A 12,656-nucleotide genomic window follows, 5' to 3' on the forward strand; every position below is an offset into this window, starting at 1 on the left:
TGAGCGTGAGAGGGATCTCACCATGGCTGGGAGGCAGCCTGCGCTGCGCGCGTGACGATGCCTGCCGCGGCGCGCAGCCGATCGGCGTTGTCGGTGATCCACCTGTACTGGTCCGAGAAGAACGCGTCCAGGGTCGCATCGCCCAAGTCGACCTCGTCCTGGCACGCGGCGTCTTGACTGGCGAGCTCGGCTTCCTCCGCCGCCGGAGGAGCACCGGGTGCACGGTACGCCCCGAAGGCCTTCTCTGCCACCGCGGAGGCCGTCACGCCAGTGACGGCGTATCCGGCGGACCGCATGCAGGAGCTCATGGCATCGGCCTTCGACTCGAGAGCCGGGCCGAGGGACGGGCTCGTCGAGGCCAGGATGAGCACGTCGTTCTGAATAGCCTCGACTTCCAATGCGTTGGCAACGAGCCATATGCGCTTGCGGCCGCGTCTGCCTCACAGCCCGTCTTGCCCTTCGAAAGGGTCGCGCCATTGGCCAATTCCACGGACGCGGTGTCGGTCTGGTCACCAAGGCGCGCAGCGTCATAGGCGCTCTGATCCGCGGGCGACAGTCCGTCTCGTAGAGAGTCGACTTCGGATGTGACGTTTCGATCGATCGTCGTCGAGTAGCCAATCGCGGCCGCCTCTTGGGGTGAGGCGAAGAAGTCGACGAGGCCAAGCATGTTCTCCGTACGTGATACGGGGGACGTTACCGTTTCGGGCACTGGGAATCCCTTGTCCCTCACGCATTCATCTGCCAACTGACGAATTCTGTTGCTGATGGCCGACTGAGGGGTCGAGGCCATCGCCGTCACTTGTCGCATCTCATCGGAAACGGATGGACCCGCAACCGATGAACACGCGGAGAGCGTAAGAAGCATCAAGGGTGCGCTCATCAGCAGCACGGCACGATTCGGCATCTTCGAGTCCTCGCTTGAGTAAAGGGAACGTGCCCTGAGCGCCACTCGAGGGCGTTCAGGGCACGTCGTACCGGCTGAGGGCGGATCAGGTGGTGCAGCCACCCGCGGTGCCGACCCAGAAGAAGTCCGTCTTGTCGTTGTTGGGGCTCAGGTCGGAGATGGCGCCGCCGGCCTGGATGCGGCTGAGGATCTGGTTCTGCCCTGCACCGAGCGAGTTGACGGCGCAGTAGCCGCGCGTGGTGTTGTTCCGCGCGGAGGCCACGCGGTTGTCGGCGACGTCGACGGTGCCGTTGCCGGTGTACGTGCTGGAGACCAGGAGGTCGCCACCCTCGCTGCGTCCGTCGAACGCGCAGAACGTGGACGCCTTGCAGGCGGCGTTGGCCGGCGCAGCGGCGACGATGCCGCCGCCGACCAGGGTCGCGGCGAGCGTTGCAGCACCCGCGATTCGCTTCAGGTTCATCTTCATGATTAGTCCTGTCTTCTGTGGCGCAGACGTTGGTATCTGCGACCTGGGCCGAGCGTACTGGGCCGATTCTCAGGCTCAAGTCGTCCGATCTGACGACTAGCGCTACCCGTGAAGTGGCGCTAGTTTGTCGCGCCCGCACGTGCACGCCACTCAATTTCGCCCCAAGAACTGGGGCGCGGGCGGATCGGCGTGGTGTGTTAGAAACAGAGTGTCCAAAACGGGAGCATCACGTGCGCCGTTTGCTCGTGCGCGCCACGTATGCGTCAATTTCTGGGCCGTGCTGAATCATCCAGGCCACGGCGGAGTTCAGGGACCATTCGCGCCGTATCCAGATTCTTTGGCCTTGTTCGTTTCGAGCATCCGCGTAGACCCCGAAGGTGAACGGATCGCCGAGCTCCGCACGGTGCCGCATCACCTACCCGAGGACAGGTCGGTCCTCGACTTGCACGCGCCAGTAGCCGCCCTCGATGCGCGCCCACGGGGGTCGTCCTGTGCTGCGAACGAGGCTGTCGATGCCGTCGAGCTCGCTCTTGACCTCGCTCACCGCTGGTCTCCTTCGAGCTGAAAGCAGAACGCGGTCCGACAGGTCGTCGATCCTCCTGCCATGGCGTGGCCTGGCCTGGCGTGGCATGGCCCGAACGTGGAGCATGGGGCGTGCGGCGCCGGAGTTCGGGACCGACCAAAGCGTCGCCGCTACTGGAAGACGACCACCGGCGAGCCCGCGTCGCGCGCCACGACCACGCTGATCGCGTCGGCCGACGCGGCCGGGACGCTGAAGACGTAGTCGCCCGTCGCGGAGGCGCCCGGTGCGAGCGAGCCGCGGATCACGGTGTCGGAGTCGGCGGGCGTCGCGGGCGTCCGGTCGGCGCCGTAGAAGACGTTGACGGCCACGGAGTCGACCGCGACGGCCTCCCCCGTGACGTTCACGAGCTCGAGGCGCACGTCGACCGCGTCGCCGCTGAGCTCGCCCACGCGGCCGCCGTCGGTGCTGGTCGGCGTGACGGAGACGATGCGCGCCTGGATCGAGCCGGGGAACGTCGCGGTCTCGTCGAGGCCGACGGTGGTCGCGACCTCCTGGCCGAGGGCCGCGGTGTCGCCGTCGGGGAGCGGGGCCGGGGCCTCGGTGTCGCCGGGGGCGGGGGCGAGGTCCGCCCAGTCCTTCGTGTCGGCGGCGGCCGCGGGGGAGTCCGATCCGGATCCGTTCACCACGACCGTGCCGACGACCGCCGCGACGGCGAGGACGGAGGCGGCGCCGATCACGGCGACGGTGGTGCGGCGGCTGCGGCGACGCTCGCGTCGGGGACGCAGGTCGGACGGGGTGCTCTCGGGTGCGGGCATGGCCTTCTTCGCTCGTCGGGTACGGCGGAAGACGGGCCCGACGACCAGGGCGGGTCGGCGGCGCGGTGCGGGCGGGCGATGGGTGGTCGCCAGGCGCAGGATTCCGGGTCTTCTGCCCTCGCATCGTACGTCCGCGGGCGCGCGCCGGCGAGCCCCCCGTCCAGGGGAGCCCGGTCCGCGTAGCGCCCGGGAGGCGGCGGCGGATCCGCGTCAGTCGCGCCGCGCGTACTCCTGGTACGACCAGCCGAACGCGCCCGCGACCATCCCGGCCCCGCGCGCGAGCGTGCGGGTGCCCTTGGCGCGGTGCGCGACGCTGCCCGTGGCCGCGCCCACCGCGATCCGGCCGGTGCCGCCGAGCGCGCGCACGAGGCCGCGCGCGGTGGCCTCCGCGCGGATCCGCGTTCGGGCGGCGGGCGACGACGGCGCGAGCGCCACCGAGGTCAGGCTCCACGAGTTGCCGCTGCTGAATGCGCGCAGCACGACCCAGCGGCGCGTGGTGCGGGCGCGCGGCACGACGTCGACGACGCCCGCCTCGGCGCACCAGGTGAGGAGCCCGCCGGAGGCGACGAGCTGGCGCGTGAAGAGGGTGTCCTCGCCGCCCTGCGTGCCGAGGTCCACGTCGAAGCGGAGGCCCGCGGCGCGCACGGCCCGGAGGTCGAGCAGGAGGTTGTTGGTCGCGGCGACCTCGAGGCGCGTGCCGGTCGCGGGGCGGCGGCGCACGAAGAACCCGCCCGCCCGCACCCACTCGTCGGGCTCGACCTCGTACTCGCTGCGCACCGGACCGGCGACGCCCGCGCTGCCCGTCGCCTGCCGCGCGCGGACGAGGGCGGCGAGCCAGCCCGGATCCGGCCGCTCGTCGTCGTCGAGGAACACCAGCAGGTCGTCGTCGCCGGCCGCGTCGAGCGCGCGGTTGCGGGCCGCGGAGATGCCGGGCGTCGGCTCGTGCACGTAGGCGATCGGGACGGGGGAGGCGGAGGCGGCGTCCTCGACCGCGGCGCCGGCGCCGCCCGCGGGGTCGTTGTCGACCACGACGATCCGCACCGCGCGGGGGAGCGCGGGGTCGGCCTCGGCGGCCTCGCGGAGGTCGGCCGCCTGCGCGGCGACGAGGGGGAGCACGGCGCGGATGTCGTCGGGCCGGCGGTAGGTGAGGATCGCGACGACGAGCGAGGAGGCGGGCGCGGACGCCGCCGCGGCGGACGCGGACGGCGACGCGGACGCGGTCGCGGTCGCGGCCACGGGTCCGGATCCGGATCCGGCCCGAGCGGCCGTCGGCGCGGGCGACGGCACCGCGCGCCAGCCGCCGGAGAGCCGGTACCCGTCGACGATCCCGCGCACGGCCGCCGAGACGGGCGCGACCGGGTGCGCGAACTGCCGGCGCCCGCCCTGCAGCAGCACCTCGTACGCGATCACGGGCGTGAGCAGCCGCCACCGGCGGAGGGCCGCGGCGTCGAGGTGGCGCGCCCCGTAGAGGAGCCGGTTGCGGACGTTGTGGTAGTAGTACGTGCCCGACTTGGCCTGCCCCGCGCTCGCGTGGCCGGCGCTCTGCGTGCCGCCCTCGGCGTGCACGGCCACGGCCTCCTCCACGACGCTCAGGCGCCCGCCGGCCTCCACGACCTTGCGCGAGAGGTCCACGTCCTCCCAGTAGAGGAAGTAGTCGTCCGAGAAGCCGCCGACGCGGGTCCACAGCTCGTCGGTCACGAGCAGGCACGCGCCCGTCAGCCACGGTTCGACCGCGAGGCCGGGGTGCTGGGCGCGGCGGGCGGCGGAGCGGATCCGCCCGTCGGCGAGGTACAGGTCGGATCCGCGGAACCACGTGCTGCCGTCCGGCCGGAGGATGGTCGGGGCCGCGAGCGTGAGCGGATCCGCCGCCACGACGCCCCGCAGCACGGCGAGCTGGTCGGGCGCGATGGTCGCGTCCGGGTTGAGCAGCAGGAACTCGCGCGCGCCCGCCGCGCGGGCCGCGTCGACGCCGATGTTCATGCCCGTGCCGAAGCCCGTGTTGCCGTCCGGGTAGACGCCGTGCACGCGCGTCGACGGGTGCGCCGCGAGCTCCCGCACGCGCTCCCGCTCCGCGTCGGTCGTGCGGTTGTCGACGACCACGAGGAGCGCGTCGTCGAGCCGCTCGATCAGCGGCAGCACGTTCTCCCGCACGAGGTCGGCGGATCCGTAGTTGACGACCACGACGGCGAGGAGGGCGGGGCGGGGCATGGGCATCCGATCGATCGGGCGGGTGCGGCGGGTGCGGCGGGTGCCGCCGGGCAGGGGTCGCGCCGACGGGGCCGCCCTCGGGTGCGGGCGGGTGGTGGCATAGTCTATTTCCTCGACCGGTGACCCCGTGGTCGTGCCCGACGACCCGGCGCCGGTCATCCCGCTCAGGAGCGCCATGACCGTCCCCGCCCGTCCGCCCGGCCGCGACCTCGTCGTCCTCCAGTCGTCGCAGGCGCCGCGCCCCACGACGAACCCGTACATCGTGATGCTCGGCCGCGCGCTCGCGGCGACCCCCGGCGTCCGCCCGCTGCACTTCAGCTGGCGCACCGCGCTCACCCGCCGCTACGACGTGTTCCACGTGCACTGGCCCGAGATCCTCGTCGACGGGCACAGCCCGCTGAAGAAGGCGGTCCGCCAGGCGCTCACCGTCGTCCTCCTCGCGAAGCTGACGCTCGGCCGGATCCCGATCGTCCGCACCGTGCACAACCTCGAGCGGCCGCAGGGCATCAGCCGGCGCGAGTCGCTGCTGCTCGCGCTCCTGGAGCGGATGACGACGCTGCGCGTGCGCGTGAATCCGATCACGGAGATCCCGGCCGACCAGCCGCACGCCACGATCCTGCACGGCCACTACCGCGACTGGTTCCGCGACGAGCCGCGGGCCGACTCCGTGCCCGGCCGCCTCGGCTACGTGGGCCTGGTCCGCCGGTACAAGGGCGTCGAGCAGCTCGTCGCGGCGTTCCGCGGCGCGGGCGACGCGGGCGCCGACCTGTCGCTGCGCATCGGCGGCAACCCGTCGAGCGAGGAGCTCGCCGGCACGATCCGCGCGCTCGCCGGGGGCGACGACCGGATCCGCCTCGACCTCCGCTTCCAGTCCGACGCCGAGCTCGTGGACATCGTCACGTCGTCCGAGCTCGTCGTGCTGCCCTACCGCTTCATGCACAACTCGGGCGGCGCGCTCGCGGCCCTCTCGCTCGACCGGCCGGTGCTCGTGCCCGACAACGCCGTGAACCGCGCGCTCGCCGAGGAGGTCGGCCCGGGCTGGATCCACCTGTTCGACGGCGACCTGACCCCGGAGGAGCTGCTCCGCGCGACCGAGGCCGTGCGCACGGACGCGCGCGCGTCATCGCCCGACCTCGCCGGCCGCGACTGGGACCGGGCCGGCACCGCGCACGCGTCCGCGTACCGGCGCGCGCTCCGGATCCGCCGCGGGGTCGAGCGGGGCTGAGCCGCGGCCCACCCCCGCGTTCTGGGGCTGGATCGGCGCACGACGACGGATACGATCGGGACGGGAGCGCGTACCCGGCCTCCCGCCCGACACCCGAGCTCGCGGTGATCCGGCTGTCACCCGCAGCCGACCCGATCGCCACCCCCTCCTCGACCCGACGACGGAGCCCCATGCATTCCGCCCTGCCCGGCGACCCGCGCGATCCCCGCGACCCCGCCGCCGAACCCGCAGCGGCCGGCGCCTCCCGTGCCCTTGCCCCGGTCGGCGTGCCCGCGTCGCCCGCGTCCGCTCCCGGCCCGGAGACGCCGCCCGCCGCCACGCAGGGCCTCGGCGCCCGCGCGGCCCGTGGCGCCATCGTCACGATCGGCGCGCAGCTCGTCCGCATCCTCATCCAGGTCGCGTCGGTCGTCGTCCTCGCCCGGCTCCTCACGCCCACCGACTACGGCCTGCTCGCGATGGTGCTCGCGATCATCGGCGTCGGCGAGATCTTTCGCGACTTCGGCCTCTCCAACGCGGCCATCCAGGCGCGCGACCTCAGCCGCACCCAGCGCGACAACCTCTGGTGGATCAACGCCGGCATCGGCCTCGTGCTCGCCGCCCTCGTCTTCTGCGCCGCCTGGCCGCTCGCGGCGGTCTTCGGCCACGACGAGCTGATCCCCATCGCGCACGCCCTCAGCCTCACCTTCGTCTTCAACGGCCTCGCGACGCAGTACCGCGCGAGCCTCACCCGCAGCCTCCGCTTCCGCGCGCTCGCGACGGCGGACGTCACGGCGCCCGCGGTCGCGCTCCTCGTCGCCATCGTCGGCGCGCTCCTCGGCTGGGGCTACTGGGCGCTCGTCGCGCAGCAGCTCACGCAGACCCTCGTGCTGCTCGGTCTCGCGGTCGGCTTCGCCCGGTGGATCCCGCGCCTCCCGCGCCGCGGCGAGCCCATGGGACCGCTGCTGCGGTTCGGCTGGAACATGGTGTCCAGCCAGATGGTCGGCTACGTCAGCAACAACATCGACACGTTCCTCGTCGGCCTCCGCTTCGGCGCCGGGTCGCTCGGCATCTACAACCGCGCGTTCCAGCTGCTGATGACGCCGCTCGCGCAGATCCGCAGCCCGCTCACCACGGTCGCGATCCCGGTGCTCTCGCGCCTCGCCGACGAGCAGCGCCGCTTCGCCGACTACGTCGCCCGCGGCCAGCTCGCCCTCGGCTACACGCTGGGCGCGGGCCTCGGCCTCGTCGCGGCGACGGCCGCCCCGATCACCGCGGTGTTCCTCGGCCCGCAGTGGGACAGCGTCGCGCCGATCCTCCGCCTCCTCGCCATCGCCGGGATCTTCGACACCCTCGCCTTCGTCGGCTACTGGGTCTACGTGTCGCGGGGCCTCACGGGCGACCTCTTCCGCTTCTCGCTGCTGAGCGCCGTGATCAAGGTCACCTGCATCCTCGTCGGATCCTCCTTCGGCATCGTCGGCATCGCCGCCGGCTACGCCGCGGCCCCCGCCATCTGCTGGCCGATCTCCCTGTGGTGGCTGTCGCGCAAGGCGCCCATCCCGACGCGCCGGCTCTACATGGGCGCCCTCCGGATCATCGGCGTCGTGGGGACGGTCAGCGTCGCCACGGGTGCGCTCCTCGCCCTGGTCGACACCGGATCCGACGTGCTGCAGCTCCTCGCCGGCGTCGGCACGACCGCGGTGCTGTACGCGCTCGCGGTCGCCCTCGTCCCGGCCGTGCGCCGCGACGTCCGCGGGGTGCTCGACCTCGCGCGCGTGCTGCCGAAGGCACGCCGGGGGAGCGGCTCGGCGCCGACGCCCGCGCCGGCCGCCGCCGACGCCGCTGACGCCCCCGCCGATCCGGCCCGCGCCGTCGAGCCCACCGGCGCCCGCGTCACGTCCTAGCTGTACCCGGCCATGACGTTGGTGACACTTCGGGGCGTGTGAGGAGGCCTCCTGGCTTGATGGAGCTGTCTAGTTCTGCCACTGCCAGGAGGCCTCGATGTCCCACGCTAATGCTCGTCTGACGGTTCACGGGAGGGTTCTCCTCGTGCGGCGGGTGGTCGAGGATCGTCGGCCGGTCTCGCATGTCGCGCGCGAACTCGGTGTGTCGCGTCAGTGCGCGCATCGGTGGGTGAATCGGTTCCGGTCCGAGGGCTTCGAAGGCTTGTCGGACCGGTCCTCGAGGCCGAGACGGGTGCCGACGAGGACGAGCCCGGAACGAGAACGAGCCGTCGTGGAAGCGAGGACCCGATTGCGATCAGGTCCTGCCCGGTTGGCGCCGGTGACCGGTGTTCCAGCCCGCACGATCTCCCGCATCCTGCGGCGGCACGGGGCACCGCCGTTGGCATGGTTGGACCCCGTCACCGGGGCCGTGATCCGGGCATCCCGGTCGATGGCAAACCGGTACGAGCATGAGCATCCCGGCGACCTGATCCACGTCGACGTGAAGAAGCTCGGCCGGATCCCGGACGGCGGCGGCTGGCGGGCGCATGGCCGCAGCGAACAGGTTCGTGGTCGTGGGATCGGGTTCGATTACGTCCACGCCGTGGTCGATGACCACACCCGCCTCGCCTACGCGGAGATCCACCCGGACGAGAAGGGCGTGACCGCGGCAGGGTTCCTGACCCGGGCCGCGGCGTACTTCGCCGAGCACGGCATCACCCGCATCGAACGGGTCCTGACGGACAACGCGTTCGCCTACCGGCACTCGGCCGCGTTCCAGAACGCGGTCACGCAGCTCGGTGCGAGGCAGAAGTTCATCCGCCCGCACTGCCCCTGGCAGAACGGCAAGGTCGAACGCTTCAACCGCACCCTCGCGACCGAGTGGGCCTACCGGCAACCCTTCACCAGCAACCAAGCCAGAACCGACGCCCTTGATCCGTGGATCCAGCACTACAACACTGAACGAATCCACTCGAGCCACGGGCTGACGCCCGCGGCCCGAGTGTCACCAACGTGATGACTCAGTACAGCTAGCCGCGACGCGTGCGGGGCGGCGTGCGCCACCGCTCGGCGTCCTGCCGCTCGGCGTCCTGGCGCCGGGCCACCCGCTTGGCCGCCTGCCCCGCGCGGAACGTGCTCCAGACGATGCCGCCGACGAGCAGCAGCGACCCCCAGCTGGCGACGCTGTTCATGCCGGCGCCGGCCGCGATCCCGCCGATGACGCCGCCGATCGCGACGGGCAGGCACGTGCTGCGGAGCGCGGGCAGGGCGGCCGTGTGCCCGGCGCGCCAGGCCTCGTCGCTCGCCATGAGGGGGCGCGTGCGGATCCCGATCCACCCGTTGCGCTTGAGGAGGCCCCAGGCCGCGAGCTGCGTGGTGCCGAGGATCAGCAGCGCCGCGACGGCGAGCAGCAGCGCGGGGACACCCATGCGCCCAGCCTGACACGGCCGGCCGCGCGGCAGGCGCTCAGCACTCGATGACGTTGACCGCGAGGCCCCCGGTGGACGTCTCCTTGTACTTGGTGGACATGTCGAGGCCCGTCTGCCGCATGGTCTCGATCACGGTGTCGAGCGAGACGAGGTGCGTGCCGTCGCCGTGCAGCGCCATGCGGGCGGCGTTCACGGCCGTGGACGCGGCGATGGCGTTCCGCTCGATGCAGGGGATCTGCACGAGCCCGCCCACGGGATCGCACGTGAGGCCGAGGTGGTGCTCCATCGCGATCTCGGCGGCGTTCTCGACCTGCCGCGGGGATCCGCCGAGCACCGCGCAGAGGGCGCCGGCCGCCATCGCGCACGCGGTGCCGACCTCGCCCTGGCAGCCGGCCTCGGCGCCCGAGATGGACGCGTTGGCCTTCACGAGCGAGCCGATCGCCGTGGCGGTGAGCAGGAAGTCGCGGATCCCGTCGCGGTCGGCGCCGGGCACGAACCGCAGGTAGTAGGAGCCGACGGCGGGGATGATGCCGGCCGCGCCGTTGGTGGGCGCCGTGACCACGCGCCCGCCGGACGCGTTCTCCTCGTTGACCGCGAGCGCGAACGCGTGCAGCCACTCGTGGCTGGTGTCGCGCGCGCCCTCGGCGTCGATGGTCGCGAGCTGCGAGGCGACCCGCGCCGCCCGGCGTCGGACGTTGAGACCGCCCGGCAGCGGGCCCTGGCCGCCGAGCCCCGCGGTCACGCACGCGGCCATCGCGTCCCAGATCGCGTCGAGGCCGGCGACCGCGCGGCGGGATCCGTGGATCGACTCCTCGGTGTCGCGCGCGACGTCGGCGATGGACCGCCCGGTGGTCTCGGCCAGCTCGATCAGCTCGTCGGCGTTGGAGAAGGAGTGCGGGAGCCCGGTCGGCAGCACGGCCGACGGCGCCTGGTCCTCGCGCAGCACGAACCCGCCGCCGACCGAGAACCACGTGCTCTCGAGCACCGTGCCGCCGTCGGCGTCGAGCGCCGCGAGGTGCATCGCGTTGGGGTGGCGGGGGAGCCGCGTGAACGGCTCGAAGGTGAGGTCGCGGCCCACCATGCGCACCGGGTGGATCCCCGCGAGCGGCACGTCGACGCCCTCGCCGAGCCCGGACCAGCGGCCGCGCACCTCGTCCGGGTCGCACGTCTCGGGCGCGAGGCCGGCGAGCCCCGCGACGACCGCGTCGGGCGTGCCGTGCCCGAGGCCGGTGGCGCCGAGCGAGCCGAACAGCCGCACCGTGACGCGCGCGATCCCCGTGAACCGCGGCGACGCCTCGCACTCCCGGGCGAAGAGCAGCGCCGCGCGCATGGGGCCGACGGTGTGCGAGCTCGACGGCCCGATCCCGATCGAGAAGAGGTCGAGTGCCGAGACGTACGCTGTCATCCCGTCAGACTATGCCGCCGCCTCTGCACGGTCCGCCGCGGGGGCGCCGGATCGCGTGGCGGCTGCGCGCCCGCGGCGGGCGGACCCGCACGAGGCGAGCGCCAGCCAGGTCCAGCCGATGGCGAGGCCGAGCATGGTGATCACGCCGCGCGGGAAGAAGATGTGGCTGTCAACGAACGAGACGGCCGCGATCACCGCGATGACGGCGCCCGGCAGCGCCCGCAGGCCCGCGTGCCGGATCACGAGCGCGCTCGCGAGCACGGTCACCGCGACGTACGACCAGACGCCCGTGACGACGATCCCGTCCGCGAGCGCGTACATGGTGGTCACGCCCTGGCCGCCCTCGAGCTTGAGGGCGCCGGCCGCGATGCCCGCGAGGATGTCGAGGGCCTGGTAGCAGACGGCGTACGCGAAGCCGAGGACGACCGCGAGGATCCCGAGGCGCCGGTCGTGGCGGCGCGTGAGGAGGATCGGCGCGATCGCGAGCAGCGGGAAGACGGGCAGCAGCGCGATGTGCAGGTCGCGCCAGTGCATGGCGGTGTCGTCGGTCAGCGAGCTCGGGTGCGACAGGCCCGCGGCCGCCAGCGCCAGCGGCGGGAGCGCGACGGCCACGAGGACGGCGGCGGTGCGGGAGCGGGAGGGCGAGGGGGAGGAGGGCGGGGCGACGGCGTCGGGCATGCGGTCATCGTAGGCACGGCGGGCGGCGCGACCCGCCCGCCCCAGGGATCCGACATGCGGAGAGCCCCCGCCGCCGATCCGGTCCGGATCAGGCGACGAGGGCTCCGCGGTGCAGAAGGACTAGGCCTTCTTGCGGCCCACGATCGCGCCGTAGACCAGCAGGACGATGATCGCGCCGACGATGGCGAGCGCGAGCGAGCCGAGGTCGAAGCCGTCGACCGGCTTGTTGAAGAGCGCGCTGCCGATGAAGCCGCCGAGGAAGGCCCCGACGACGCCCAGGATCAGCGTGACGATGATTCCGCCACCCTGCTTGCCCGGGAGGATCAGCTTGGCGAGCGCTCCGGCGATCAGACCCAGAACCAGAAAACCGATGATGCCCATGTGCGTTACTCCTCGAAGATTTCGTGCTGTGTGACACCCGAATGCGGGTGGACGTGACCCAGTCAAGCACCCGGAGGACCATTCGTGCAAAAACGTTTAGTGGATACGTCTTTACCGGACGGGGCTGCGGTACCCGTCCCGCCGCGGGATCCGGGGCGTCCAGGTGCCCGCGGTACCGTCGCCGCATGCGCATCCCACCGGCCCGTCGTCCCCGCGAGATCCCCGGCGAGGGGCAGGAGTCGGTGTGGGACTACCCGCGTCCGCCGCGCGTCGACCCGTCGTCCGAGCACGTCGTGATCGAGCTCGGCGGACGCGTCGTCGCCGACAGCCGATCCGCTGTGCGGGTGCTCGAGACGAGCCACCCGCCGGTCTACTACCTCCCCTCCGCCGACTTCGCCGCGGGCGTGCTCGCGTCTGCCGCGGGCCGGTCGTGGTGCGAGTACAAGGGGGAGGCGTCGTACCTCTCGCTCACCGCCGGCGGCGTCACGGCCGACCGCGCGGCCTGGTGGTACCCGTCGCCCACGCGCGGCTTCGAGGTGCTCGCCGACAAGGTCGCCGTGTACCCGTCCCGCATGGACGGCATCACGGTCGACGGCATCCAGGTGGAGGCCCAGGAGGGCGACTTCTACGGCGGCTGGATCACGCCGCGCGTGGTCGGCCCGTTCAAGGGCGCGCCGGGCACGCTCGGCTGGTGATCCGCGC

The 12,656-nt window shown here is 72.8% G+C and carries 13 protein-coding genes; 4 read left to right on the plus strand and 9 right to left on the minus strand.

The window, feature by feature from the left end; genetic code table 11:
- Positions 1-17: 17 nt before the first annotated feature.
- The 5 genes from B5P21_RS04960 to B5P21_RS04980 form a co-directional block, all read right to left on the minus strand.
- Positions 18-371, minus strand: coding sequence for a hypothetical protein (locus tag B5P21_RS04960; RefSeq protein WP_094170851.1), 354 nt, complete (start codon positions 369-371; stop codon positions 18-20).
- Between the two features lie 618 nt (positions 372-989).
- Positions 990-1,370, minus strand: coding sequence for a peptidase inhibitor family I36 protein (locus B5P21_RS04965; protein WP_045529300.1), 381 nt, complete (start codon positions 1,368-1,370; stop codon positions 990-992).
- 415 nt (positions 1,371-1,785) lie between these two features.
- A complete protein-coding gene (locus tag B5P21_RS17540) occupies positions 1,786-1,914 on the minus strand; it encodes a hypothetical protein (RefSeq protein WP_281631004.1) in 129 nt (42 codons plus the stop codon).
- Between the two features lie 149 nt (positions 1,915-2,063).
- Entirely contained in the window at positions 2,064-2,708 is a 645-nt protein-coding gene (locus B5P21_RS04975; protein WP_045529297.1) for a hypothetical protein, read from the minus strand.
- A gap of 210 nt (positions 2,709-2,918) precedes the next feature.
- A complete protein-coding gene (locus tag B5P21_RS04980) occupies positions 2,919-4,916 on the minus strand; it encodes a glycosyltransferase family 2 protein (protein WP_094171395.1) in 1,998 nt (665 codons plus the stop codon).
- A gap of 175 nt (positions 4,917-5,091) precedes the next feature.
- Here B5P21_RS04980 and B5P21_RS04985 point away from each other — a divergent pair, with 175 nt between their 5' ends.
- The 3 genes from B5P21_RS04985 (at position 5,092) to B5P21_RS04995 (ending at position 9,078) form a co-directional block, all read left to right on the plus strand.
- Positions 5,092-6,141 (plus strand): glycosyltransferase family protein, encoded by a 1,050-nt coding sequence (locus B5P21_RS04985; RefSeq protein ID WP_045530515.1) that lies wholly within the window; start codon positions 5,092-5,094, stop codon positions 6,139-6,141.
- 266 nt (positions 6,142-6,407) lie between these two features.
- Positions 6,408-8,021: a lipopolysaccharide biosynthesis protein gene (locus B5P21_RS04990; protein ID WP_094171396.1), complete on the plus strand. Its 1,614-nt coding sequence runs from the start codon at positions 6,408-6,410 to the stop codon at positions 8,019-8,021.
- A 97-nt stretch (positions 8,022-8,118) separates the two neighbouring features.
- Positions 8,119-9,078: an IS481-like element IS1122 family transposase gene (locus B5P21_RS04995; RefSeq protein WP_094170852.1), complete on the plus strand. Its 960-nt coding sequence runs from the start codon at positions 8,119-8,121 to the stop codon at positions 9,076-9,078.
- 13 nt (positions 9,079-9,091) lie between these two features.
- Here B5P21_RS04995 and B5P21_RS05000 read toward each other — a convergent pair whose 3' ends face one another.
- The 4 genes from B5P21_RS05000 to B5P21_RS05015 all read right to left on the minus strand — a co-directional run bounded on the left by B5P21_RS05000 (position 9,092) and on the right by B5P21_RS05015 (position 11,954).
- On the minus strand, positions 9,092-9,490 hold the full coding sequence (locus B5P21_RS05000; protein ID WP_045529017.1) for an SdpI family protein: 399 nt from the start codon (positions 9,488-9,490) through the stop codon (positions 9,092-9,094).
- Positions 9,491-9,527: 37 nt separating this feature from the next.
- A complete protein-coding gene (locus B5P21_RS05005) occupies positions 9,528-10,895 on the minus strand; it encodes an L-serine ammonia-lyase (RefSeq protein ID WP_094170853.1) in 1,368 nt (455 codons plus the stop codon).
- Positions 10,896-10,904: 9 nt separating this feature from the next.
- Positions 10,905-11,573 (minus strand): hypothetical protein, encoded by a 669-nt coding sequence (locus B5P21_RS05010; protein WP_052663222.1) that lies wholly within the window; start codon positions 11,571-11,573, stop codon positions 10,905-10,907.
- Between the two features lie 120 nt (positions 11,574-11,693).
- On the minus strand, positions 11,694-11,954 hold the full coding sequence (locus B5P21_RS05015; RefSeq protein WP_043583378.1) for a GlsB/YeaQ/YmgE family stress response membrane protein: 261 nt from the start codon (positions 11,952-11,954) through the stop codon (positions 11,694-11,696).
- A 185-nt stretch (positions 11,955-12,139) separates the two neighbouring features.
- Here B5P21_RS05015 and B5P21_RS05020 point away from each other — a divergent pair, with 185 nt between their 5' ends.
- The gene (locus B5P21_RS05020; RefSeq protein ID WP_045529014.1) at positions 12,140-12,649 is read left to right on the plus strand and encodes a DUF427 domain-containing protein; all 510 of its coding nucleotides are present in this window, start codon (positions 12,140-12,142) and stop codon (positions 12,647-12,649) included.
- The last annotated feature ends 7 nt before the right edge of the window (positions 12,650-12,656 follow it).

Source organism: Clavibacter michiganensis subsp. insidiosus, from assembly GCF_002240565.1.
Taxonomy (GTDB): domain Bacteria; phylum Actinomycetota; class Actinomycetes; order Actinomycetales; family Microbacteriaceae; genus Clavibacter; species Clavibacter insidiosus.